The 23,258-nt window shown below is 57.1% G+C and carries 20 protein-coding genes, 4 tRNA genes and 3 pseudogenes; 16 read left to right on the top strand and 11 right to left on the bottom strand.

Going from position 1 to position 23,258, the window contains the following annotated elements; translation table 11 throughout:
* Positions 1-32: 32 nt before the first annotated feature.
* Both BZK31_RS09850 and BZK31_RS09845 read left to right on the top strand, forming a co-directional pair.
* Positions 33-998, top strand: coding sequence for an endonuclease (locus BZK31_RS09850; RefSeq protein ID WP_083182502.1), 966 nt, complete (start codon positions 33-35; stop codon positions 996-998).
* A 58-nt stretch (positions 999-1,056) separates the two neighbouring features.
* Positions 1,057-2,772 carry an amidase gene (locus BZK31_RS09845; RefSeq protein WP_083182501.1) on the top strand — a complete coding sequence of 572 codons (1,716 nt, stop codon included), beginning with the start codon at positions 1,057-1,059 and terminating at the stop codon, positions 2,770-2,772.
* Between the two features lie 127 nt (positions 2,773-2,899).
* Here the strand turns inward: BZK31_RS09845 and BZK31_RS09840 are convergent, their stop codons facing one another.
* Positions 2,900-4,255 carry an aminomethyltransferase family protein gene (locus BZK31_RS09840; protein WP_083182500.1) on the bottom strand — a complete coding sequence of 452 codons (1,356 nt, stop codon included), beginning with the start codon at positions 4,253-4,255 and terminating at the stop codon, positions 2,900-2,902.
* Positions 4,256-4,333: 78 nt separating this feature from the next.
* On the opposite strand from BZK31_RS09840, the gene BZK31_RS09835 reads away from it, so the two are divergent.
* From BZK31_RS09835 to BZK31_RS09820, 4 genes are all read left to right on the top strand, one after another.
* Positions 4,334-4,678, top strand: coding sequence for a DMT family transporter (locus BZK31_RS09835; protein ID WP_083182499.1), 345 nt, complete (start codon positions 4,334-4,336; stop codon positions 4,676-4,678).
* A gap of 2 nt (positions 4,679-4,680) precedes the next feature.
* On the top strand, positions 4,681-5,253 hold the full coding sequence (locus BZK31_RS09830) for a TetR/AcrR family transcriptional regulator (RefSeq protein WP_083182498.1): 573 nt from the start codon (positions 4,681-4,683) through the stop codon (positions 5,251-5,253).
* A gap of 557 nt (positions 5,254-5,810) precedes the next feature.
* Positions 5,811-7,664, top strand: a complete 1,854-nt coding sequence (locus BZK31_RS09825; RefSeq protein WP_083182497.1) for an ABC transporter ATP-binding protein — start codon at positions 5,811-5,813, stop codon at positions 7,662-7,664.
* 350 nt (positions 7,665-8,014) lie between these two features.
* The gene (locus tag BZK31_RS09820; RefSeq protein ID WP_244182659.1) at positions 8,015-9,148 is read left to right on the top strand and encodes a major royal jelly family protein; all 1,134 of its coding nucleotides are present in this window, start codon (positions 8,015-8,017) and stop codon (positions 9,146-9,148) included.
* Positions 9,149-9,252: 104 nt separating this feature from the next.
* Here BZK31_RS09820 and BZK31_RS09815 read toward each other — a convergent pair.
* A pseudogene (locus BZK31_RS09815) lies at positions 9,253-9,957 on the bottom strand (substrate binding domain-containing protein); the annotation flags it as partial.
* Between BZK31_RS09815 and BZK31_RS09810 the strand changes: the two are divergent.
* The 3 genes and pseudogenes from BZK31_RS09810 to BZK31_RS09800 form a co-directional block, all read left to right on the top strand.
* Positions 9,950-10,639 (top strand): annotated as a pseudogene (locus BZK31_RS09810) (NmrA family NAD(P)-binding protein); the annotation flags it as partial. The pseudogenes BZK31_RS09815 and BZK31_RS09810 overlap by 8 nt on opposite strands.
* 188 nt (positions 10,640-10,827) lie before the next feature.
* Positions 10,828-11,683, top strand: a pseudogene (locus BZK31_RS09805) (pirin family protein); the annotation flags it as partial.
* 218 nt (positions 11,684-11,901) lie between these two features.
* Entirely contained in the window at positions 11,902-12,390 is a 489-nt protein-coding gene (locus tag BZK31_RS09800) for a thiol-disulfide oxidoreductase DCC family protein (RefSeq protein ID WP_083182494.1), read from the top strand.
* A 110-nt stretch (positions 12,391-12,500) separates the two neighbouring features.
* Here the strand turns inward: BZK31_RS09800 and BZK31_RS09795 are convergent, their stop codons facing one another.
* A complete protein-coding gene (locus tag BZK31_RS09795) occupies positions 12,501-13,004 on the bottom strand; it encodes a cupin domain-containing protein (protein WP_083182493.1) in 504 nt (167 codons plus the stop codon).
* 284 nt (positions 13,005-13,288) lie between these two features.
* On the opposite strand from BZK31_RS09795, the gene BZK31_RS09790 reads away from it, so the two are divergent.
* Positions 13,289-13,921 carry a histidine phosphatase family protein gene (locus BZK31_RS09790; protein WP_083182492.1) on the top strand — a complete coding sequence of 211 codons (633 nt, stop codon included), beginning with the start codon at positions 13,289-13,291 and terminating at the stop codon, positions 13,919-13,921.
* Positions 13,922-13,977: 56 nt separating this feature from the next.
* Here BZK31_RS09790 and BZK31_RS09785 read toward each other — a convergent pair whose 3' ends face one another.
* Complete coding sequence (locus BZK31_RS09785) at positions 13,978-14,913, bottom strand: LysR family transcriptional regulator (RefSeq protein ID WP_083182491.1); 936 nt, start codon at positions 14,911-14,913, stop codon at positions 13,978-13,980.
* Positions 14,914-15,034: 121 nt separating this feature from the next.
* Between BZK31_RS09785 and BZK31_RS09780 the strand changes: the two genes are divergently transcribed.
* On the top strand, positions 15,035-15,961 hold the full coding sequence (locus tag BZK31_RS09780) for an alpha/beta hydrolase (protein ID WP_167377899.1): 927 nt from the start codon (positions 15,035-15,037) through the stop codon (positions 15,959-15,961).
* A gap of 201 nt (positions 15,962-16,162) precedes the next feature.
* Complete coding sequence (locus BZK31_RS09775) at positions 16,163-16,708, top strand: MFS transporter (protein WP_341865291.1); 546 nt, start codon at positions 16,163-16,165, stop codon at positions 16,706-16,708.
* 281 nt (positions 16,709-16,989) lie between these two features.
* Here BZK31_RS09775 and BZK31_RS09770 read toward each other — a convergent pair.
* Positions 16,990-17,066: transfer RNA gene (locus tag BZK31_RS09770), tRNA-Arg, on the bottom strand.
* 315 nt (positions 17,067-17,381) lie between these two features.
* On the opposite strand from BZK31_RS09770, the gene BZK31_RS09765 reads away from it, so the two are divergent.
* The 3 genes from BZK31_RS09765 to BZK31_RS09755 all read left to right on the top strand — a co-directional run bounded on the left by BZK31_RS09765 (position 17,382) and on the right by BZK31_RS09755 (position 18,630).
* Positions 17,382-17,618: a hypothetical protein gene (locus tag BZK31_RS09765; protein ID WP_083182490.1), complete on the top strand. Its 237-nt coding sequence runs from the start codon at positions 17,382-17,384 to the stop codon at positions 17,616-17,618.
* Between the two features lie 38 nt (positions 17,619-17,656).
* Complete coding sequence (locus tag BZK31_RS09760) at positions 17,657-17,842, top strand: PA3371 family protein (RefSeq protein WP_083182489.1); 186 nt, start codon at positions 17,657-17,659, stop codon at positions 17,840-17,842.
* 473 nt (positions 17,843-18,315) lie between these two features.
* The gene (locus tag BZK31_RS09755; protein ID WP_083182488.1) at positions 18,316-18,630 is read left to right on the top strand and encodes an Arc family DNA-binding protein; all 315 of its coding nucleotides are present in this window, start codon (positions 18,316-18,318) and stop codon (positions 18,628-18,630) included.
* A gap of 145 nt (positions 18,631-18,775) precedes the next feature.
* Here BZK31_RS09755 and mgtE read toward each other — a convergent pair whose 3' ends face one another.
* Positions 18,776-20,218: a magnesium transporter gene (gene mgtE, locus BZK31_RS09750; RefSeq protein WP_083182487.1), complete on the bottom strand. Its 1,443-nt coding sequence runs from the start codon at positions 20,216-20,218 to the stop codon at positions 18,776-18,778.
* Positions 20,219-20,542: 324 nt separating this feature from the next.
* On the opposite strand from mgtE, the gene bamE reads away from it, so the two are divergent.
* The gene (gene bamE / locus BZK31_RS09745; protein ID WP_083182486.1) at positions 20,543-21,040 is read left to right on the top strand and encodes an outer membrane protein assembly factor BamE domain-containing protein; all 498 of its coding nucleotides are present in this window, start codon (positions 20,543-20,545) and stop codon (positions 21,038-21,040) included.
* Between the two features lie 43 nt (positions 21,041-21,083).
* Here bamE and BZK31_RS09740 read toward each other — a convergent pair.
* The 5 genes from BZK31_RS09740 to BZK31_RS09720 all read right to left on the bottom strand — a co-directional run bounded on the left by BZK31_RS09740 (position 21,084) and on the right by BZK31_RS09720 (position 23,180).
* A tRNA-Arg gene (locus BZK31_RS09740) sits at positions 21,084-21,160 on the bottom strand.
* A gap of 87 nt (positions 21,161-21,247) precedes the next feature.
* A tRNA-Arg gene (locus tag BZK31_RS09735) sits at positions 21,248-21,324 on the bottom strand.
* Positions 21,325-21,433: 109 nt separating this feature from the next.
* A tRNA-Ser gene (locus BZK31_RS09730) sits at positions 21,434-21,524 on the bottom strand.
* A 62-nt stretch (positions 21,525-21,586) separates the two neighbouring features.
* A complete protein-coding gene (gene csrA / locus BZK31_RS09725) occupies positions 21,587-21,775 on the bottom strand; it encodes a carbon storage regulator CsrA (RefSeq protein WP_002554426.1) in 189 nt (62 codons plus the stop codon).
* Between the two features lie 172 nt (positions 21,776-21,947).
* Positions 21,948-23,180: an aspartate kinase gene (locus tag BZK31_RS09720; protein ID WP_073166215.1), complete on the bottom strand. Its 1,233-nt coding sequence runs from the start codon at positions 23,178-23,180 to the stop codon at positions 21,948-21,950.
* Positions 23,181-23,258: the final 78 nt, after the last annotated feature.

Genomic DNA, 23,258 nt, shown 5'->3' with positions numbered 1-23,258 from the left:
TGCGCGCCCCTGAACCTGAAATATGCTGACTCATGAAATTTCTGCTTTACGTCTTGACGCTCTCGTTCCTCGCTACCAACTCCGCCTTTGCAGAACCGCCATCCACCTTTTCCGAAGCCAAGGTCGTCGCCCGGCAGAAGGTCTATCTCGATCAGGCCAGCAGCGCTCAGGGCGATCTGTATTGCGGCTGCAAATGGTCCTGGGTCGGTAAGTCGGGCGGTCGGATCGATGCGGGTTCCTGTGGTCTGCAAGCTCGAAAACAAGAGAATCGTGCAGCGCGCACCGAGTGGGAACACATCGTCCCGGCCTGGACTTTCGGGCACCAGCGCCAATGCTGGCAGAACGGCGGACGTGAACATTGCGAAAGCGATGACCCAGTGTTCAAGGCCATGGAAGCCGACCTGTTCAACCTGTACCCGGCCGTGGGTGAAGTGAATGGCGACCGCAACAATTACAACTACGGCATGGCCTCAAGCGCAGCGCCGCAGTACGGCCAGTGCAAGACCCGCGTCGATTTTGAACAACACGTCGCAGAGCCGCGCGACGAAGTGAAAGGCCTGGTGGCCCGGGCGACGTTCTACATGTTCGATCGCTACAACCTGAACATGTCCCGCCAGCAGCAACAGTTGCTGATGGCCTGGGACAAGCAATACCCGGTCACGGCATGGGAAAAGGAACGCGACCGCCGTATCGCAACGGTCATGGGCCACACCAATCCGTTCGTGAGCCGTGAGCGTACCTGGACGTCGGGCTACAAGCCGGTTGGCGACGGCGTGGTCAGCGCCATCCCGCAGAAAACCGCACAAGCCCCGGCGCAAAAGCCCGCCACCCCGTCGTCCTCGGCAGGCGTGGTCATCGGCAACCTCAACAGCCACATCTATCACTTGCCGCAGGGTTGCCCGAGCTACGATAAGGTCTCGTCGAAAAATCGGATATCCTTCGAGTCTGAATCCAAAGCCAGGGCGGCAGGCTACCGGAAAGCGGCCAACTGCACCTGACCCCGCACGCAAGGCGCAGCGCTTATGTTGCCCATTATCAGCAGTCGGTGATAACCCCATGATCGAAGTCACAGAAGTCTCCATTGCCGAGTTGCGCAAGGCGCTTGAATCCGGCCAGACCACCGCCGTCGAACTGGTGCGGGCTTACCTCGCCCGGATCGCTGCCTATGATGGACCGGACACCGCCACGGCTCTCAACGCGGTGGTGGTTCCGAACCCTGAAGCGCTCGAAGAAGCCCGTGCGTCGGATGCACGCCGCGCACAAGGCCAGACGCTGGGCCCGCTCGACGGCATTCCCTATACCGCCAAGGACAGCTATCTGGTCAAAGGCCTGACCGCCGCATCGGGCAGTCCGGCATTTGCCAGTCTGGTTGCGCAGAAGGACGCCTTCACCATCAGCCGCCTGCGTGACGCCGGAGCCATTTGCCTGGGCAAGACCAACATGCCACCGATGGCCAATGGCGGCATGCAGCGTGGCGTGTATGGCCGTGCCGAAAGCCCATACAACGCCGACTACCTGACCGCGCCCTTCGCCTCCGGCTCGTCCAACGGTGCAGGCACCGCCACTGCCGCCAGCTTCGCGGCGTTCGGCATGGCCGAGGAAACCTGGTCGAGCGGCCGCGGCCCGGCGTCCAACAACGGCCTGTGTGCCTACACCCCTTCACGCGGAGTGATTTCGGTGCGCGGCAACTGGCCGCTGACGCCAACCATGGACGTGGTCGTGCCCTACGCCCGGACCATGGCCGACCTGCTGGAAGTACTGGACGTGATCGTCGCAGAAGACTCAGACCCTCGGGGTGACCTGTGGCGGTTGCAGCCGTGGGTGCCAATTCCGCCAGTGGCTTCGGTACGCCCCGCCGCCTACGCCGAGTTGAGCGCTGGCACGCAGAGCCTTTTCGGCAAGCGTTTCGGCGTGCCACGCATGTACATCAATGCCGACCCGGATGCCGGCACCGCCGAAAAACCCGGCATCGGCGGCCCGACCGGACAGCGGATCATCACCAGGCCTTCGGTGATCGATCTTTGGGAGGCGGCGCGTCAGGCACTGACCGCAGCAGGCGCCGAAGTCATCGATGTCGACTTCCCGCTGGTCTCCAACTGCGAGGGTGATCGCCCGGGCGCGCCAACGGTGTTCACTCGTGGGCTGGTGTCCAAAGCGTTTTTGCACCACGAACTGTGGGAGCTGTCTGCCTGGGCGTTCGACGACTTCCTGCGTGCCAACGGCGACCCGGAATTGAACCGCCTGGCCGATGCCGATGGCCCGAAAATTTTCCCCCACGACCCCGGCACCCTGCCCAACCGTGAAGACGATCTGGCGGCCGGCATGGACGAGTACGTGCGCATGGCCGAACGTGGTATCACGCCATGGAACGAGATCCCGACCCTGCCGGACGGCCTGCGCGGACTGGAACAGACGCGCCGCGTCGACCTGGAAGACTGGATGGAAAAACTCGGACTGGACGCGGTACTGTTTCCGACCGTCGCCGACGTCGGCCCGGCGGACGCCGACATCAATCCCGAATCAGCCGACATCGCCTGGAGCAACGGCGTCTGGGTCGCCAATGGCAACCTCGCCATCCGCCACTTGGGTGTGCCGACCGTCACCGTCCCGATGGGCTTGATGGCCGACATCGGCATGCCGGTCGGGCTGACCTTTGCCGGGCGCGCCTACGACGACTCGAACCTGCTGCGCTTCGCGTCGGCCTTCGAGTCGCTGGGGAACAAGCGCGTCGTTCCGCCCCGCACGCCTGCGCTGGGTCAATCGTTGAGTTAACGGCCCAATCAGAGGTTGGGCCACCATTTGCGTATATCAGTCATCAGACAGGCTCAAGTTCTTGCCAAGACACTGTTGCAACACTTAACTACCGCAGAGGATGCGTTGAGCGCCTGTTTCGAGGCGCCTAACGCTTCGGATAATCGATACCAAGAGAGTGACTCACATCGATTTCACTGTTCTTGGGCAAGTCCAGATACGGATACCGAGCTACGGTCGCCTTGATACGTTTCTGCGTGCTCCCAGGCGAGCCCCATAGCACTTCCAGGGTTTCCCCTATCTTTGCATATTGCGGGCTGAGCAATGCCAATGACAGCATCTTGCGGTAATAGTGGCTAAACACGCGTCCACTGGAAATTCCGACGAGTGAGGCGCCCGCAAACACGTCATCACTGAACACTACAGAGTTGTGGGCTGTCCAGACCGGGTTGGCAGCGAACTCCATGAACTCTGTATCCACACCCTGCACGAACTGGGACGCATACACTTCGAGAACATCGTCAGCGTCCCACTCCAATGTCACGATCCTCCGGTGTGGTGTCCCAAGAATGGCCTCCAAGGCCGCACGTCCTGCGAACTCGTGATCAAACCTGATCATGTGGCCCCAACCCAGTTCTATCGGATTGGCGAATCGTTTTTCCAGGCAGGTTCCCGCACTGCCTGGAAGGTTGTTCATGAATTCATCGGCACGTGCACCGAGAAATGCCATAAATTCGGGGTCTTGATTATAGGCTGGGAGGAAATGAATGAACGACTGCGCAAAACCACCCTCGGTGTGGTTCATTCCATAGACCTGCATACCTAAACGCTCTATCGCAAATGCCTCCCCAGCGTTTTGAAGAGCACGGTAAACATCATGGGCGTGTTCTATTTGACCGTGTACCTCATAAGCCAGCGTCCTTGCGACGTCCACTCGAAGAATTCGAACCGGCCAGCTGGAACCTTCGAACCTTATGATGCTGGTGCGGTGCCAAAAAAAATCGATATCACGCAGATTCTCTGCCGTGGCAGCTTCCAGTACCTGAAGTGATTTCGGGCCAGCAACTTGAAAGAGAAAGGTTTTTCCCGACAAATCTTCTCCCCTTACGTCGTAACGTCCAGAGGCCACAAGATAATCAATGTAAGGGTTTAAAAAGAATCCTGTGAAGTCGTCTTCAGCGGTGCGGATTACCACGCCATCAGCCATCACATTGCCTGACTGGTTACACATGACAGCGTGCCTGGAACAGCCAATCGAGAACGTTTCAAAACCATTGATACACGCGTCGCGCAAAAGCGATAGCGCATCAGGGCCACGAAGCCGATAGGGGGAAGCGGGATTCAGGCCCGCATGCAGGTAGCACCCCGTTTTCCAGGAGAGGGATTCGCGCTTCCACCCGTTGAACGCCACAGGCGAAAGATGTTTGAAGGTAACGTTATAGTCAGGCACGTCGTTGTCGTAAGGCAGGTAGGGGCTGTGGGCAATCATCTTGGTAGGACGCATGTGGAAACTCCGATGCAAAGATACCGAATGGTATGTTAGGATTCGACACCTCTCCGAAAGTTGCAAAGGTATTCGCACTTGAACCCCACTACCGTTTCCTGGATCGCGCTTGCGGGTGCTATCGTGTTCGAGCTGATTGGCACTACGTTCCTGAGCCGTTCAGAGCACATCACCAGGCTTGGCCCTACGCTTGCTGCCGTCGTTTTCTACGGATGTTCGTTCTACCTTCTTGCACAGGCGTTGCGTACCCTGCCTCTCGGTGTGGCTTACGCCATCTGGGGTGGACTCGGTATCGTACTGACCGCGGTTATCAGCGTGGTTTACCTTAAGCAAAGGATGGACTGGATCACGATGGTTGGAATCGGATTTATCGTGGCCGGAGTGGTCATCGTGAACGCCTTTTCCAAAACGGGCGGACACTGAAAATGAGCTCTCCTTACAATCGTCAAAAAGCCCCGGATCGTGTTCGCAAGTTGCTGCTCGATTGCACAGCCTCCATTGCCGCTACGCAGGGGCTTTCAGCAGCGACCGTGAGCGCGGTTTCTTCTGCCGCGGGCGTTACGAAGGGCGCCTTGTTTCACCATTTCGTCAACAAGCAGGCTCTGGTGGACGCTATGTTTGATGAGATGCTCACAGAACTGGATATCGCCATCGATGACTCAATAGCCGCTGATCCGCTGCAATCTGGATGCTTTACGCGTGCTTACGTCAGACTCGCATTGACACTGGACGACACCGCGAAGAGCAAGTGGGCCGTCATTGTAGGCTCTGTCATGGAGAGGGCCGAGCTGGCCTCTAAATGGAATGTCTGGTTGAAAGACAGGCTTCAACGTCATGCCGCTACAGACAATGACTCGATCCTCGAAATAGTCCGGGTCGCCGCCGATGGTGCCTGGCTCAACTCACTCTGCGACGCAAGAGCCGAGCCGATCATTGACGTTTCAATTATCAGGGAGAAGCTGGTGGCGATGACGATCCTCGATGCAGCATCCCACTGACTCGTTTATTCGCACACATGGGGTGGATAGCTTGTTCTGACGCCATCTGCCCTCCTCCGTCCGATTAAAAACTCATAACACTTCTCCGATGTCGTTTCGAGCATTGGACGCACATCACCAGCACATCACCCCGGGTCGTGACGTCAATGACCGCAATCATTCAGCGACGGACCCCAGAGCGTGCCACGTCATATCGTACGCTGATGATCGAGGCGTACCGCCTGCATCCCGACGCCTTTACCTTTGACCTCAGCGAGTGTGAAGCGGCCGACCCTACATGCGTCTGTTGGAAAACCCCAGACGCCTGCTGCTGTCCTTCGCAACGCACAGCGACAAAACCCCGATTTCTACTTTTCAGAGAGATATTCCCCCTGAGGTGGTCTACTACTGACTCATTTGACCCACAGGCCTCAGGCTCTGTGCGAGCGCAGCCACTTTGCCTACAGAGCCTACGTTGCAGGCAGCATCGGCTGCGGGGCTGGCCACTTGCGTCTGAAAAGCTCGACGCGACGGTTCGATGACGGAATCGCTTTAACCGGTTTGTATGGAGACTGCTAATGCTTCGCGCATTTGAAAAACGACTTGATCCTTTCCCGCCCGACGAGGCACCACCGCCGCCTGAAGGCATGGGGAAATTTTTGTGGGCGTGCACGCGTGGGGCTCGGGGTTACGTCCTCGCGCTCGCGGTACTCAGCGCCAGTGTGTCGATCTACGAGGCCTGGCTGTTTTCCTTCCTTGGCCAGGTCGTGGACCTGCTCTCGACCTGGCAGGCCGGCGGCGCTGCAGATGGACAGGAGAGTCGAGTGCTGTGGGGCATCGGCATCATTCTGCTGACCAGCGTCGGGCTGGTCGCGTTACGGACCATGGTTCAGCATCAGGTCCTGGCGATCAACCTGCCGTTGCGGCTGCGCTGGGATTTCCATCGGCTGATGCTGCGACAAAGCCTTTCGTTCTTTTCCGATGAGTTCTCCGGCCGGGTCACGACCAAGGTGATGCAGACGGCGTTGTCAGTACGCGAAGTGCTGTTCACGCTTATCGAAATCGCGCCCGGCATCGGCGTGTATTTCATTGCGATCATCGCGCTGGCTGGCGGCTTCGACCTGAAACTGATGCTGCCTTTCATTGCCTGGGTGGTGTTGTTCGGGCTGGCCATGCGCTACTTCGTGCCGCGCCTGGGGAAAGTCGGGCAGGAACAGGCCAATGCGCGCTCCTCGATGACCGGCCGTATTTCTGACGCCTACACCAACATCACCACGGTGAAGCTGTTCTCCCACTCCAAGCGTGAAGCGCATTTTGCACGTGCAGCGATGGAAGATTTCAAGCAGACCGGCTTTCGTCAGATGCGCCTGGTCAGCCAGTTCGAAATCGTCAATCAGGCGCTGGTGGTCGCGCTGATCATGGGCGCTGGCGGTTACGCGCTGTGGCTGTGGCATCAGGGCGAAGTCGGCACGGGTGCAGTGGCGGCGATCACGGCCATGGCGCTGCGCATCAATGGTATGTCGCACTGGATCATGTGGCAGATGACGTCGCTGTTCGAGAACATCGGCACCGTGCAGGACGGCATGGAAACCCTGACCCGTGGCCCCAAGGTGCAGGACGCGCCGAACGCGAGCGCACTGGTTACCTCCGGCGGCGCAGTGACGTTCGACAACGTGAGTTTCAACTACAACGGCGAACGTCAGGTGCTCGACAGCCTGAGCCTGAACATCCGCCCCGGTGAAAAGATCGGCCTGGTGGGTCGTTCCGGTGCCGGTAAATCAACGCTCATCAACCTGCTGCTGCGTTTCTACGACGTGGACAGCGGCGAGATTCGCATCGACGGGCAAAACATCGCGCATGTGACGCAGGACAGCCTGCGCAGTGCCATCGGTATGGTCACTCAGGATACGTCGCTGCTGCACCGCTCCATTCGCGACAACATCGCCTATGGCCGCCCCGACGCCACGGACGAGCAGATCAGCACGGCCGCGGCGAACGCTCAGGCCGACGGTTTCATCAGCCAGTTGAGCGACAAGCAAGGCCATTCGGGTTACGACACCCTGGTGGGTGAGCGCGGCATCAAGCTGTCCGGTGGTCAGCGTCAGCGCGTCGCGATTGCCCGGGTGATGCTCAAGAACGCACCGATCCTTCTGCTCGACGAAGCCACCAGCGCACTGGATTCGGAAGTCGAAGTCGCCATTCAGGAAAGCCTCGATGAAATGATGCAGGGCAAGACGGTGATTGCCATCGCCCATCGACTGTCCACGATTGCAGCGATGGACAGGCTCATCGTCATGGACGACGGACGTATCATCGAACAAGGCACGCACAGCGAGTTGCTCAGCAAAAACGGCGCCTACGCGCGCTTGTGGCAGCATCAAAGCGGCGGGTTTCTGGGCGAGGATCAGGGCGTGGCGGAAGCTGTCGAGTAGTCAGGCGTATCGATGATCCGGAGCAGGTTCAGGCGACTTGATGGGTTGTCTGTTCGGCTCCGGATGGAGCGCCTGACGCTGTATCTGCACAGCGAGACCACCAGACATTACCCTGTGCGCGAACCATAACGGCCCACCAGTACGCGCCATTTTCTCTATTTCGTTGAAAGTGTTAGCGAATTTAACGGCTTCTTTCCGACTGGCCAAGGGTTCAAGATGCCGGGCAGTCAGTGTTTTATCAGCCTGGCGATGCCAACGTCATACGCTTTTCCACGTTCAACCTGTCCTGCATCAGACCAACGAGACTTATCATGCCCTTCAAAAAATCAATGCTGTGGACGTCATTTGCCATGGTGGTCGCGCTCGACAGCCAGGCCGCTCAATCGACCACGCAGGTCGCACTGCCAAGCGATCAGCCTGTGGGAACGATTGAACAGATTTTCGCGTTTCATGACGCCATGCCAACCGGCGTTACCGTCAGCGAAAACGGTCGCATCTTTATCAACTTCCCTCGCTGGGGCGACAAGGTGCCGTTCACGGTCGGGGAAATACGCGACGGTAAGGTGGTGCCCTACCCCGACCTTGCGTTGAATCAGGCCGACACGAAACACCCGGAAAAGGGCTTCATCAGTGTTCAAAGCGTGGTCGCTGATGGCTTGGGACACTTGTGGATTCTTGACACCGCGGCCCCCGAGTTTTCCTCGCCGGTGCCTGGCGGTGCCAAGCTTGTAGCGGTCGACCTCGCGACCAACAAGGTCGTCCGGACCGTGGTCATCCCGCAAAATGTCGTCTTGCCCGGCACCTATGTCAACGACATGCGATTTGATTTCACTGCGGGCGAGCAAGGCGTGGCTTACATCACCGACTCCTCCGTCAGCGGACCGGGTGCGATTATTGTCCTGGACATCGCGTCGGGCAAAGCCGTACGCCGCCTGAGTGGCGCAACTTCGACGTCGGCAGATCGAAGCATTGTGCCAAGGGTCGAAGGCCAGGAACTCAAGATGCGCAACGCAGATGGCACCAGCAAACCGTTCGCCGTGGCATCCGACGGTATTGCCTTGTCGGCCGATCGCGAGACCTTGTATTTCTGTGCGCTGTCCAGCCGACACCTCTATTCGGTCCCGACCAGACTCTTGCGCGACCCTAACGTCAGCGAGCAGCAACTGGCGGCCGCGGTTCAGGATCTCGGTGAAAAAGGCCCTTCGGACGGACTGGAAGCCGATGCCCAAGGCGCGGTCTATGCGGGCGACTATGAAGACAACAGCATTCGCAAACGCCTGTCCGACGGCAGCTGGCAAACCGTCGCCCACGATCCTCGGATACTCTGGCCAGACACCCTGTCAGTCGCAAATGACGGCTACCTCTACTTCACCGCCAACCAGCTTCATCGCCAGGCGGGATTCCATGGCGGCAAGGATCTACGAGTGAAACCCTACAGCCTGATGCGCGTGAAGATCGACGGCACACCGGTGAAGACGCGCTGAGACGTCGACAGCACGTGTGCGTGCCGTGTCAGTCAGTTCCCTCGCTAAAGCGCCGGTCCTGGATTGCAATGTAATAGCAGGCCTTGAACGGCGTCATGCTGGTCCTAACCTCGCCATACCAACGACATATCAGGGTGCCGGGCACACATAAACTCCACAAATGCACGAACCTTCGGGACCGCGAGGCGCCTGGAGGTGTGCAGCACCCACAGCGCGGGCTCGGCGCCTGAGACGGTGCCCCATTGAACCAGCTCGCCACGCGCCAGCGGAGTCCAGGCGATGGATTGTGGAATGAGCGCTGCACCGCCACCGGCAATTGCGGCATCACGGACCATGAGCAGCGAGGAAAAGCTCATTTTCGGGATCGGCTCCAGAATCAACTGCCCGCCATCGAGACTCCACTGCGTGGGCTGAAACGTTGACGTCACGATGCCGGGAACGGGTCTGATCGCGCCGGGCAGAGGTTTGGCCAGCTCAGGCGCGGCCACGACGACCATCCGGTCTCTGGCGAAGCACCGACCGACCAGATTGCTGTCCGGGCCGGGATTTATGCGGATGGCAGCGTCGAATTGTTCCTCCACCAGATCCACCATGCGGTCTTCAGCCACAACTTCAATCTCCACCTCCGGATAGGCCGCGCAGAATTCGGCACCGATGCGCCCCATCGCCAGTTGGGAAAACAGAATCGGCGCCGCGACCCGCAAACGGCCACGCGGTATCAACATGCCCTCGCGAGCGGCGGTCATGGCGTCGGTAACCTCGCTGAGCGGGCCTTCGGTGCGCGACATCAGCAGTTCGCCGGCTTCGGTGCGTACGCTGTTTCTGCTCAATGCCGTGACCCCCGATGAGGTGACTCAGGCCCTCATCACCCTGAACCTGGCTCGTGAGGGTGGCATCGAGCGCATCGTCTACCTGTCGGTGATCCATGCCGATACGTTCACCAACGTTCCGCATTTCACCAGCAAATACACGGTCGAGCGCATGATCGAAAGCCTCGACATTCCCGCCACCATCCTGCGCCTCGCCTATTTCATGCAGAACGACCGCATGGTCCAGCAGACCATTCAGAACTACTCGGTCTACCCGATGCCCATCGGTTCGGCCGGGGTGTCGATGATCGACACACGCGACATCGCAGACGTTGCGGTTGCCGAATTGTTGCGCCGTGACAAGGCTCCTTCTGCTCTGGATCGCGTCACTCTGGAGCTGGTCGGGCCGCAGGCGCTGACCGGCACGTCTGTGGCGAACGTCTGGAGCACCGCGCTGGGTCGTGACATCGCCTACGGTGGCGATGACGTCGCTGCGTTCGAAGGCCAACTGGCGTCCTACGGCCCAGCCTGGCTGGCGTATGACATGCGCCTGATGATGGCGGGCATTCAGACATTTGGCATGCAAGCGTCTGAAGGAACGGTCGCTCGGCTCGAGTCCATCATCGGACACCCGCTGCGCACTTATGAAGACTTCGTGCGTGAGGCGGTTGCCGAAGCCTGAGCACTCATCGCACAAGGGGCGGGTTCACGGCCGCTGGCCGCCCGCCCCTTTGTCGAACTCGCCACGTTCGGCATTCAACGCTGTAGAGCACACAGCCCTGAGTGACCGGAAGTCTGTTCTGGCCCGATCACGGCAGCTCTCGAATTTCGCTCCTCCATCGCCCGCCTGACTCTGAAGGAGTCGAACTCATGATCACGACCCACCCCCAAATGCAGACACCCCGGCGCATCACACAGCACACGCGCGGAACCGCTGGCCATGGCCCCATCACGCGTCTGATGAGTCCGTCAGACCTGGGGCACCTGCTCAAGCCTTTCGTGCTCCTGGATATTTTCGACGTCAGTGGTGATGCCATTCATGCCCTGTCTGCAATGCCTTTGCATCCCCATTCCGGTATTGCCACAGTGACGGTGTTCACGCAAGGCAGTGTGCACTACAGCGATCCGGACCATGGGGAAGGATCGCTCGGTTATGGCGGTGTCGAGTGGATGCAGGCAGGCGGCGGGATCTGGCATGGCAAAGAGCTGACCGCAGAGGAGACTCCCCGCATCCAGGGATTTCAACTGTGGATCGCATTGCCGGAACACCTCGAAAACGCTGAGCCAGAGAGTCGTTACATCGAATCGGTGGGCGCCGATGCCGGTCAACCGGCTCATGTCATTCTCGGCCACTACCAAGGCGTGCACAGTCCTGTTCCCGCACCGGAGGGGGGTCAATTACTTGCTGGTCACCTTGAAGCCGGGAGAGCATTGGGTGTATCAGCCTCCTGCCGGACACGCTGTCGGATGGCTCGCTCTGGCCAAAGGCAGGCTGGCTGCCGATGGCGTTATCCAGGCGGGTGAAATGGTAAGTTTCAACGCCAGCGAAACCCCTGTCATGCTGCAGGCATCGGGTCAGGAGGACGCGGTATTTGTGCTCGGCTCGGCAGTCCCGCATCCGCATGAGCTGCACCTTGGATATTATTCTGTACACACCAGTGAACAGGCGCTGGCACAAGGCGAACTCCACATCGCCGAACTGGGCAGACAGTTGAAAGCGGCCGGAGACCGTCGTACCGCGTCGGGCAGCACTCCGGTATTTCGATGCAGACTGAAAGCTTCGCAGACAGATGGCCTAACGCTCGCGTCAGGTGAGGAGTGCCAATCGCCCGGGCCGCTCCACCGAAGCCGCAGGGCTCTGAAAGACGGGGCAAGCAGCATTGCGCGTTGTCAGTCCAGGTTTTTGAGCCTATCGTGGTGAAAACTTATACAAGGCACCTACCCATGTACAAGAAGCAACAGTGGCCATTGACGCTTTATTTCGACGGTGAATGCCCGCTTTGCGCTCGGGAAATCAAGATACTGCGTGCAAAGGCCAAAGCGGATCGCCTTCAGTTCGTCGACCTCAGTGATGAAGCGTTCGATGCCGGATCCGTTGGGTTCACACGTGCGCAAATGGAGTCATCCCTGCACGCCAGATTTGCCGACGGAATATGGGTGAAAGGTCTGGATGCAACGCTCTGGAGCTGGAGAGCGGCAGGCTTGGGGGCTTGGGCTGCGCCACTGTCATGGCGATTGACCCGGCCGCTATTCGATATGGGCTATCGACTTTTTTGCCGCTGGCGCCCGCATCTGGCCTGGTTGCCTCATCCCGAGGGCGGTGCACGCTGTCGAGACGACAACTGCGCAATTTCCAAGGCCGACCGCCCTATCGACAGTCAGTCAGACGCTGGAAAAACTGCGCAAACGCGTAGAGAGAAAAATGAACGCTGAGTGCTGTTGCCAGCGGCGATTGCTCATCAAAGCGTGGAAAGGACTTTGGTGAACTCAGGGCATAAGGTTCCTGACTTGCTTGCTTGGCAGCCTATATCAAAACTTTCTCCTCAAGGTTCGCCGTCCCAATAATCCAGCGTAACGCCAGGTCGCTGCACTGCCGTGAATGCACGTGCACCATTGATCGTGACCATCGCCTGATATTTGCCAGAGTCCGGGTATTGACACACTTCCGGGGTTTCTCGAGTGCTGATGGACAGGTACTTCAACGGCGCATCCGACGTATTAATGATTTGATGTGGATATTCCGGACCCGGCGGGATAAAGATGACGTCGCCACTGCGAATCGGCAGCATTTCGCCCGCCACACGTAACGTGCCATGCCCTTCCACGATCACGAACATCTCTTCCTGCGCATAATGAAAATGGTAAGGACACGAACGCTTGCCCGGCGCAACAATGTCCACCGACGCCCCCAGTTTCTGCGCCGCAGTACCCGCGCCCAAACGCGCGGCATGGTTTTCGTACAGCGGATCGCGACGCTCATGATGCAACGCCACCTCGTTGAAGTTACGAATCAGACGCGCGGCCAAGGCCTGAGGGTCGTCGCTCATTGTTCTCTCCGAGAAAGGTACGCGGTTGGGGTCGTTATTGCCTGGATCGACTTGGCTCTCATTGTTGGTGAGCCTTACTGTCTTTGTGCGATGTTTCTTATGTCTTATGGACGCCGATAGCGCTTCCTCTTGACCGTTCATTGTAACTTCGGGGTTGGCCGGACATTACTTACATGCGTTGATGGAGTCTGACAAGGGGCCTGGCATCCCGTCATACGAGCGGTGAAAAACGACGACGCCACCAATCGGGGAAAATGAATGTCCGCTGTCCGAGTATCTGTTCAATGAAGCGGGTCACGCTAATCCGGCATGGAGAAAGTGCGGCCAACGCCGGTAAACCGAGTCTGGATCACGCGACCATTCCCCTCACATCGAAAGGTGTCGAACAAGCACAGTCAGTCGCCACTTCATTCGTCCACGCACCTGATCTGCTGGTCGCCTCACCGTTCTCGCGAGCGCAAGCGACCGCGATGACCACCGTAGCCGCCTTTTCTACCGTACCGTTCGAAACCTGGCCCATTCATGAATTCACCTACCTTGAACCCACACGGTGTGCCAATACGACCGTTAGCCAAAGACGAGGCTGGGTAGAAGCCTACTGGGCCAGGTCAGATCCCACGTTCACGGACGGCACAGGCGCCGAGTCATTCCACGACTTCATATTCAGAGCCCAACGCTTTCTCAACGAGCTTGCAAAGCATCCCGCTCAAAACATTGCCGCGTTTTCGCACGGGCAGTTCATCAACGCCGTGGCCTGGCTGATCGAACGCAATCCACTGATCATCGACGCAAGCGCCATGGCCGACTGGCGTGAATACGAGATCACCCACCACGTGCCCAACTGCTCCGGCTACGTTCTGTCCATGTATTCAGACGACGCCGCATGGAGAGTAAGGCCGTTAGTGCTTGAGTTTTGAGGGTGTATGGCTGGTGTTGCGGCGGATGACATGGCGCTCCGATTTGCCGCTGACGGCTAGGCAGAGTGAAGACCTTCCGTCGACTGTTCCCACGGCGGACAAGGCGACCAAGCCTCTACGAGCTTATCGATGAAGAGTCGAATTTTGGGAGAGAGGTGACGTTTACTGGGGTAGATCACGCGAATAGGCTCCGCTGCCTCTGCGTACTCCGCGAGCAGTTGAACGAGCTTGCCGCTGCGCAAGTCGTCGTTAACCACGTAGGAAGGCAGCGTCGCGATACCCAAGCCAGCGACAACTGACTGGTGCAATGACTCGGCACTGTCCATCTGTAGCCTTCCACCATGAGTAACGGACACAGAGCTACTATTCACGCGAAAATTCCAAGGAAGCAACCTCCCACCGCTCACGAAATGCAGGCACTGGTGCTCGGATAAATCCTCCGGCGTTTTAGGCTCGGCATGCTCAGCCAAATATTTGGGGGAAGCGCAGGTAATCATTTGTTGGTAGGCCACAGTGCGCGTTAACAACCGAGAATCTTCCTTCGGTGGCCCGATGCGTATGGCCAAATCGAATCCCTCATCGATCAGATCGACCAGCCTGTCAGAAAAGGTGATATCCACGCTCAAGGGGGGCCAATCCTTAAGACAGCACTCAATGTGCTGAAGGACATGAAGCCTGCCCAACGCAACCGGCAGACTCATCCGCAGCCGTCCACTAGGAGTCGATCGGCGAAACGCCAAGGCGTCTTCCACGTCGTCCAGATCCTGAAGAACGCCCACGCAACGCTCATACAGAACCTGGCCGTCATCCGTCATGCTTAAACTGCGCGTAGTGCGATTCAGTAAACGTACCTGTAAACGAGCCTCGAGCCTGACTATCGACTTCCCCACTGCAGAGCGCGTAAGGCCAAGCTGTTTTGCCGCCGCAGTGAAGCTTCCAGCGTTTACCGAGCTTACAAACGCGGCGATATCATTCAGGTTATGGAGTTCCATACGGCCTCAGAGGTCTCGACGTTCGGGCGGTTTAGCACCTGTTATGGGGAACCCTATTCCCCAATACCAAGCATAGTATCTCGATTAGCTAATCCACTCCCAGCGATCAATTGAGGTCATTATGAATACTAAAGTCCAAGCAGCCGTCCAAACCTGGGCCAACAGCCTCAGCGATCTGGTACCCGTTCTTAAGGGAATCGATACCACCACAAAAATGAGCGACATCCGCGACTCTTACGCAAAAATGCTCGCGCAAAATCCAGCGCCAGCTGGCGTTAAATTCGAAGCAGTCGACATGGGTGGCGTACCCGGCACTCTGGTTACTCCGGACGAGATCAAAACCGACGCGGTCGTGATGTACATCCACGGCGGCGCCTACATTGTAGGACGTTCAGACGGCTACCACGGTATAGGCGGCAACTACGCGAAAATGCTCGGTGCTCGTGTGTACATGCCGGACTACCGCCTCGCTCCTGAGCACAAGTTTCCAGCATCTATTGACGACACATTGCGCGCTTACGAATGGTTGCTTGAGCAGAAAATTCCGGCTAATAAAATTGCGTTCTCTGGCGAGTCGGCTGGCGGCGCAATGGTTGTCAGCATCATGGTCGCAGCTAAATCGAAAGGGCTTCCATTGCCTGCGGTTGGCTCCTCCATCTCACCATGGGCGAACCTTGAACACACCGGCGCTTCCATGAGCAACCGTGAAGGTCTGGATCCTCTGAACTCCAAGCCTGTCTTGGACATCCTCGCCAGAGCATTCCTAGGCGACACATTGGCCAATCATCCTCTGGCCTCACCTGTGTTTGCGGACGTCACCGGTCTTCCACCAATCTTGGTGCAGATCGGCGAGAACGAGCTGATGTTGAGTGATGCAATGCGCCTTGCAACTCACCTGGCTGATAACCGAGTTCGCGTGAACCTGGAAGTATGGCCTGCGATGTTCCACGCCTGGCATTTCTACGCCACCATGCTGCCAGAAGGTCAGCAGGCTATGGTGAGTTCCGTTCGCTTCATCGAGGCTGGCTTGGCCGACGCTAACTGCTAAAACGCAGAACAACCGCGATAGCTTTGTGGCTGTCGCGGTTTTGCTCATCCTGCTTCTATAAACGCTTCATCAGGCTATTCAGAGAGCCTGAGTAAGCGCCCTGCCCACCCCGAGAAAATTTCACCAAACGCCCCTTCTTGGCAGGCCGTGTCCACTGAACTCAGAGGATGGTTTTTCCGATGACACCAGGACCGCAGCACGATCAACCCAAGGGTCTATGCGCTGACCTTCACTGCATTTGTAATGCTCTCCTCTGAATTTATCGTCGCAGGTTTACTACCTGAAATTGCAACATCGCTGGCCATCACTATTGACGCGGCGAGTGGGCTGGTGACAGCTTTTGCTTTAGGCATGGGCATCAGCGCGCCAATCATTGGTGTTCTAGCACACCGAGCCTCCAAACGATACCTTCTCATCGCCGCGTGCGTGGCACTTGTTCTCGGGAATGGGATTTCCGCAGTCTTTAGCGGCTACTACATCATCCTCATTGGTCGCGTACCAGGAGGAATTGGTGTTGCTGTTTTCTGGACAAACGCCTCTCTGGCCGCGAAGTCATTGTCGCAAGGCCGCAATGAAAGCGTGGCGATAGGTAGAGTCTTGGTAGGAATCTCGATCGCATCGGTCGTAGGCGTCCCAGTTGGCAAACTCATCGCAGACGCCGCCGATTGGCGGATGGCAATGTGGATGATGACAGCGCTGAGCAGTGTGGCTTTGCTAATCGTGTGGATTTGCTGGGAGAAAACCTAGGCGCCCATTTTAGAGATTCAGATGGCAGATTTGGTAGCTTGCCGCTGCATGATGACTTCGGTGATGAAGGGTTCTCCTAGATCTGCAAGCAGGTATCTTGTGTCACCGCTGGAGGTGGACCCCACCCAAGACTTAAGAGTTTGCCTATCTACGTTCGATTGAATGCCCGGCAGCAATCGAGGACCTGAAGACACCTGAAACGATGAGAAAGAAGTAGTGACCGAAGTAGTGACTAACCGTACTGAAAATTGGATCGCCAAATCGCAAAGTCTAGCCAAATATGGTGTCCCAGGGCAGGTTCGAACTGCCAACCTTCCCCTTAGGAGGGGGATGCTCTATCCAATTGAGCTACTGAGACACTGATGCCGACACACCGATCGGTGCCAGCGAGGACGGCGAGCATCTTAACGATCCAGAGCGGTTTTGTCATGTCGTCATTGTCCGCCAGGCACGTAGTCTCTATCCGCGGGCAGCGGCCACTTTCAGCCGATCATGCAAATTGCATTACCCCAAAAAGCCATCATTGCAAAACGCAAGAGAGGGACATTTTTATCATTATGTAAGCCATTGTTTTTAAATGATTTTTTTAACATTTTCAGTTGGCATGCAGACTGCATTATCAGTATCAGCGAACCACCCCTCCCTTATGATGTCCGGGCACAGGTACTGAAAAATGAACATGACTCTCTCAGTGTTGAACGCAGCAGCTCTGGTAGCTCTCATTGCATTTCATTTTCAGGACACGGGCCTCAAGAATGATCAGATCAATGTGCAACAGCACGAGATCCGCCTCAGTCAGGCTCCACAGCTTGCCGTGATGACTGGCAAAAGCGCCAATGCAGCTATGCTGACCAACGACGCTGAGGAAAATCTGCAGGCACCTCGTGCCGAGCAGCGCTGGATTTTCTGAGACCGTTACACATAGCCCACCTTCACGAGAGAGTAGCCATGTCGAAATCCGCTTTGTCCTTCATGATCCTGGCACTTATGGCGGTTGCCGTTGATCTTCTTCTCCCAGCCCATGCTCAGGCGCTGAGTACGGCAGCAAAAATTGGTGCCGGTATATTTGCCAGCCTGTTCGTCGTTGCTCTGGTAGTTGGCCGTCGCTTCAAATTCGATCCGGTTCTTCGCTGATCTGAAATCTCCAAGCTGCTGATGGCTGTACTGGTCGGAAAAGGCTCAACCTGCCTCTGACTGGATCATCGGCCCGCCGGGCTTCCCCGCTGTCGGCGCTCCTCACTCCCCTTCTCTCCGTCTGCCAGGCCTCGCGTTTGTCGGCACGCACTCGTATTTCAATCATTTACCTTCTACGCTGAAGACAGATAGCCATCATGGCAAAAAGTAGTCAGGCGGGGATCTTGCTATCAGCTGAGCGGTTGTGATTGTTTTTACACATCAGCTCGCAATTCTGATGATTGGTGCTGGCTAAACGCCTTTATCTGAGTCAATATTTGTCACAGAATTGACGCCAAGGATTCGACGTAATAGGGGATGATGCAGCCCCTTTCGACAACGCGGTGGAACATTTGGCCAAAATGACTGTCCCATGATCACAATCTTGCGGCCACTTGCTAGAACCGCTTCCCCTGAACTAACCGGTTAAATATATGAGCCCTATGAAACAGGCTACTTATTCCAGCCGCACGGCTGACAAGTTCGTTGTTCGCCTACCAGACGGCATGCGTGATCGCGTGCACGAGGTAGCCAAGAATCATCACCGCAGCATGAATTCGGAAATCATTGCTCGTCTCGAGCAAAGTCTGATTCAGGAAGGCGCTCTTGGCGATGAGCCAAGCCTGCGTCTTGACAGTCCTGAGCTGTCTCTGCACGAGCGTGAATTGCTGCAACGTTTCCGTCAGCTTTCACACAGGCAGCAAAATGCCTTGGTGTCGCTGATCGCTCAAGACACGGAACTTGCTTAAGTAAGCACCGTGACGGCAGCAAAGAGTTCAAGGCCAGCGCAAGCTGGCCTTTTTTACTCTAAGAACTGCCTTTAGTTGTTGTAGGAAGCATCACTACAACAACCACAAAAAACCGCCTGAATGGCGGTTTTTTTGTGGCTGCGTTTTAAAGCAGAAAGATGGTCGCTAGCCCAAGAAAGATAAAGAAGCCACCACTGTCGGTCATCGCCGTAATCATGACGCTGGCCCCCATGGCAGGATCCCGACCGAGCTTGGCCAGCGCCATCGGAATGGACACGCCCATCAGCGCAGCCAACAGCAGGTTAAGCGTCATCGCGGCAGTCATTACCACACCAAGCGACCAACTGCCGTAGAGCATGTAAGCCACAACACCAATTACCCCGCCCCAAAGCAGGCCGTTGATCAAGCCAACCGCAAGCTCTTTGCGCAGCAACCGTGAGGTATTGCCGACATTGACCTGATCCAGCGCCATGGCGCGAACGATCATGGTGATCGTCTGGTTACCGGAGTTGCCGCCGATGCCAGCCACGATCGGCATCAATGCTGCCAGCGCTACCAGCTTTTCGATCGAACCTTCAAACAAGCCGATAACCCGGGACGCCAGGAAGGCCGTGATCAGGTTGACCGCCAGCCAGGCCCAACGGTTACGCAGCGAACGCCACACCGAGGCGAAGATATCCTCCTCCTCGCGCAGACCCGCCATGTTGAGGACTTCGCTTTCGCTCTCTTCACGAATCAAGTCGACCATCTCGTCGATGGTCAGACGACCAATGAGCTTGCCGTTCTTGTCGACGACGGGCGTGGAAATCAGGTCATAACGCTCGAACGCCTGCGCGGCCTCATAGGCATCGTCTTCCGGATGAAAGCTGACCGGGTCATTGGCCATGACTTCGCCGACCTGCTTGTCAGGATCATTGACCAGCAGGCGCTTGATCGGCAGCACGCCCTTGAGCACACCGTCCACGTCGACGACGAACAGTTTGTCGGTATGACCAGGCAATTCTTTGAGTCGGCGCAGGTAACGCAAGACTACTTCAAGGCTGACATCCTCGCGGATCGTCACCATCTCGAAGTCCATCAGCGCGCCGACCTGGTCCTCATCGTAGGACAAGGCTGAACGCACGCGCTCGCGCTGTTGTGAATCCAGCGCTTCCATGAGCTCATGAACAACGTCGCGAGGCAGTTCCGGGGCTAGGTCGGCCAGCTCGTCGGCGTCCATTTCACGGGCAGCAGCAAGCAACTCATGATCGTCCATGTCGGCGATCAGGGTCTCACGAACGGAGTCCGAAACTTCCAGAAGGATGTCGCCATCACGCTCTGCCTTGACCAACTGCCATACGGAGAGGCGGTCTTCCAGCGGCAAGGCTTCGAGAATATAGGCGACGTCGGCGGAGTGAAGGTCGTCGAGCTTGCGTTGCAGCTCGACAAGGTTCTGCCGGTGAACCAGGTTTTCTACACGATCCTGATGCTGACCTTCCTGGCGATGAGTCAGGTCCTCAACAATACGCTGGCGCTGCAGTAGCTCGATGACTTGAGCAAGACGATCCTGCAAGCTTTCCTGCGTTTTTTTAACTTCTCTTTCGGTCATAGGCGAACTCCACTCCCAGCAGCGGAGCACGCCGGGGAGATCAATCAGTTAATTCATGATTGTTGAAACAAACTATTGAGTAACTACTGGGTAAGTCCATGGAGGTATTCCACAAGCCCCGGCGGGGCTGACGGGCGCAATGATACACCGCTTTGAGCGGATCGCACGCGGGAAATTCAGTCTAGAACAGTCGCTTGCGACGTAAACTTCAAACGTTCCGCTAACCATCAGCGGTTCGACGTCACATCCAGCCAATAAAACACGTTCGCCCAGGCCAGGGTCTGTCGCTAGGCTGTGACGACTGTCGTCGCAAAGGACCCGACCATGCGCATCACTATCTGTATTCCGCTATGGAGCGCCCTGCTCTACCTACCCTTTATCGCTCAGGCCAACACCGTGCAACGTTGCGAAGACGCAAACGGCAAGGTGACGTTCACCACGCTAGGCTGCCCCGAAGGACACAGCAGCCGTTCACAGCGAGCATTCAACGCGCCACCGGGTAGCACGGACGGACCGATGCTGCTTCCGGCAGATGACAGAGAGCGCCAGAGAGGTGCAGGCGGTACGGATAAACAAATCGTGATTGTCGGCCAGCGAGACGACGGGTGCGGCAACCGATTAAGCGCCGACCAGCGCCGACGAGCCATCATCAATCAGCGCACGCCACCCGGGATGACACAACGCGATGTAGAAAGCCTGCTTGGACGACCGGACAAGGTCACAAACAATAACGGCGAACTGCGTTACGTGTACAACCTGAAGAAGGGCCGTAGCAACACCGTAACATTCGACGAACATGGCTGCGTTAAAGGCAAACGCTAGAAAGCAAAAAGCCCACATCTTTCGATGTGGGCTTTTTGGTGTTTGGTGCACTCGACAGGATTCGAACCTGTGACCGCTCGGTTCGTAGCCGAGTACTCTATCCAGCTGAGCTACGAGTGCATTGGTGTTTTTAGACCAGATCACCTCTGGTTGAAGCCAGCTAACTTCATTGCTGTAATAACTTACAACGTTGAAACTAACCTTAAATGGTGCACTCGACAGGATTCGAACCTGTGACCGCTCGGTTCGTAGCCGAGTACTCTATCCAGCTGAGCTACGAGTGCATGTGTTGGTGCCGCGCATTATAGGTCGTCAGATCGTTTAGTCAAGCACTTTTTCTAGTAAATTCAATAACTTACCGATCAAGCCAAATCTGACGCACTACATAAATAATGGCGGAGAACGGGGGATTCGAACCCCCGACACCCTTTTGAGGTGTACTCCCTTAGCAGGGGAGCGCCTTCGGCCACTCGGCCAGCTCTCCGCAACACGGGGCGTATAATAACCACCCTTTTCCCCGTTTGCAAACCAAAAATTCAATAAAAATTAATGGCTTGGTTCTTCGTCCTTCTCTTTCTTGATCCGCAGGTAAATCTCTTCACGGTGAACCGCGACTTCCTTGGGCGCATTGACACCAATACGCACCTGGTTACCCTTGACGCCCAGCACGGTGACAGTGATTTCGCCATCACCAATGATCAGGCTTTCCGCGCACCGACGAGTCAGAATCAGCATACCTTTCTCCTTACGCAATCATTCAGGAACAACAGTCTGCACAACCGGTAGGCACAGCCCGCACCTGCGAAGGCTGCGGACATGGCCTGAGTATCAACTAAGGCAAAGAAAAGAACAGCCTTTCTGCGTAACCCTCACACGGCGCAGCCAGGCCGCGCCGCGCGAAGACGGATCACTCACCCTGTCGAGCAGCATCCAGTTCAAAAGCCGTATGCAATGCACGCACTGCAAGCTCCAGGTACTTCTCTTCGATCACCACGGACACTTTGATTTCCGAGGTCGAGATCATCTGGATATTGATGCTCTCCTTGGCCAGCGCTTCGAACATGCGACTGGCAACGCCGGCATGGGAGCGCATGCCCACGCCGACGATGGAGACCTTGGCGATCTTGGTGTCACCGGACACTTCACGGGCGCCGATTTCACGCGCCGTGGTTTCAAGCACCTGAAGCGCTGCCTGATAGTCGTTGCGGTGAATCGTGAAGGTGAAGTCGGTGGTGTTATCGTGCGCGACATTCTGCACGATCATGTCGACTTCGATGTTCGCCGCACTGATCGGACCGAGAATCTTGAACGCCACGCCCGGAGTGTCTGGCACGCCACGGATCGTCAGCTTGGCTTCATCGCGGTTGAAAGCGATGCCGGAAATGATCGGCTGTTCCATGGATTCCTCTTCATCAATGGTAATGAGGGTGCCCGGACCCTCTTTGAAGCTGTGCAGTACGCGCAGCGGGACGTTGTACTTGCCGGCAAACTCGACGGCCCGGATCTGCAGCACCTTGGAACCGAGGCTGGCCATTTCCAGCATTTCTTCGAAGGTGATTTTGTCCAGGCGCTGCGCTTGTGACACAACCCGCGGATCGGTGGTGTAGACACCATCGACATCGGTGTAGATCTGGCATTCATCGGCCTTCAGTGCAGCCGCGAGCGCGACCCCCGTCGTGTCCGAACCACCACGACCCAGGGTCGTGATGTTGCCGTTCTCGTCGACGCCCTGGAAACCGGCGACCACCACCACGCGACCTTCTTTGAGGTCATTACGGATTTTCTGGTCATCGATCTGCAGAATGCGCGCCTTATTGTGCGCGCTGTCGGTGAGAATGCGCACCTGATTGCCGGTGTACGACACCGCCGGCACACCGCGCTTCATCAGCGCCATGGCCAGCAGTGCGATAGTGACCTGCTCGCCCGTGGACACGATCACGTCCAGCTCGCGTGGAACCGGCTGATCGCTGATCTGCCGGGCCAGGTCGATAAGGCGATTGGTTTCGCCGCTCATGGCCGACAGCACCACGACCAGATCATCGCCCGCTTCGCGGAATTTCTTGACCTTGTCGGCGACCTGCTCGATGCGCTCCACGGAGCCCACGGAAGTGCCGCCAAATTTCTGTACGATTAAAGCCATCTCAAAGCCGCCTCAGAACCCGTTAAGAGCACCCATTGATAGTCGAATTCGCCTATCAGGCCTGCCGTGTAGGAACAG

The sequence above is a fragment of the Pseudomonas floridensis genome, from assembly GCF_002087235.1.
Lineage (GTDB): Bacteria > Pseudomonadota > Gammaproteobacteria > Pseudomonadales > Pseudomonadaceae > Aquipseudomonas > Aquipseudomonas floridensis.
This window is presented reverse-complemented; position numbering and strand designations above follow the sequence as displayed.

Excerpts from the sequence above, each read along its gene's own strand:
- BZK31_RS09780 (WP_167377899.1), top strand. The coding sequence starts at position 15,035 with ATGAATACTAAAGTCCAAGCAGCCGTCCAAACCTGGGCCAACAGCCTC.
- BZK31_RS09765 (WP_083182490.1), top strand. The coding sequence starts at position 17,382 with ATGAACATGACTCTCTCAGTGTTGAACGCAGCAGCTCTGGTAGCTCTC.
- BZK31_RS09845 (WP_083182501.1), top strand. The coding sequence starts at position 1,057 with ATGATCGAAGTCACAGAAGTCTCCATTGCCGAGTTGCGCAAGGCGCTT.
- BZK31_RS09785 (WP_083182491.1), bottom strand. The coding sequence starts at position 14,913 with ATGGAACTCCATAACCTGAATGATATCGCCGCGTTTGTAAGCTCGGTA.
- BZK31_RS09760 (WP_083182489.1), top strand. The coding sequence starts at position 17,657 with ATGTCGAAATCCGCTTTGTCCTTCATGATCCTGGCACTTATGGCGGTT.
- BZK31_RS09820 (WP_244182659.1), top strand. The coding sequence starts at position 8,015 with ATGGTGGTCGCGCTCGACAGCCAGGCCGCTCAATCGACCACGCAGGTC.
- mgtE (WP_083182487.1), bottom strand. The coding sequence starts at position 20,218 with ATGACCGAAAGAGAAGTTAAAAAAACGCAGGAAAGCTTGCAGGATCGT.
- csrA (WP_002554426.1), bottom strand. The coding sequence starts at position 21,775 with ATGCTGATTCTGACTCGTCGGTGCGCGGAAAGCCTGATCATTGGTGAT.
- bamE (WP_083182486.1), top strand. The coding sequence starts at position 20,543 with ATGCGCATCACTATCTGTATTCCGCTATGGAGCGCCCTGCTCTACCTA.
- BZK31_RS09755 (WP_083182488.1), top strand. The coding sequence starts at position 18,316 with ATGAGCCCTATGAAACAGGCTACTTATTCCAGCCGCACGGCTGACAAG.
- BZK31_RS09790 (WP_083182492.1), top strand. The coding sequence starts at position 13,289 with ATGAAGCGGGTCACGCTAATCCGGCATGGAGAAAGTGCGGCCAACGCC.
- BZK31_RS09830 (WP_083182498.1), top strand. The coding sequence starts at position 4,681 with ATGAGCTCTCCTTACAATCGTCAAAAAGCCCCGGATCGTGTTCGCAAG.
- BZK31_RS09825 (WP_083182497.1), top strand. The coding sequence starts at position 5,811 with ATGCTTCGCGCATTTGAAAAACGACTTGATCCTTTCCCGCCCGACGAG.
- BZK31_RS09840 (WP_083182500.1), bottom strand. The coding sequence starts at position 4,255 with ATGCGTCCTACCAAGATGATTGCCCACAGCCCCTACCTGCCTTACGAC.
- BZK31_RS09800 (WP_083182494.1), top strand. The coding sequence starts at position 11,902 with ATGTACAAGAAGCAACAGTGGCCATTGACGCTTTATTTCGACGGTGAA.
- BZK31_RS09720 (WP_073166215.1), bottom strand. The coding sequence starts at position 23,180 with ATGGCTTTAATCGTACAGAAATTTGGCGGCACTTCCGTGGGCTCCGTG.
- BZK31_RS09795 (WP_083182493.1), bottom strand. The coding sequence starts at position 13,004 with ATGAGCGACGACCCTCAGGCCTTGGCCGCGCGTCTGATTCGTAACTTC.
- BZK31_RS09850 (WP_083182502.1), top strand. The coding sequence starts at position 33 with ATGAAATTTCTGCTTTACGTCTTGACGCTCTCGTTCCTCGCTACCAAC.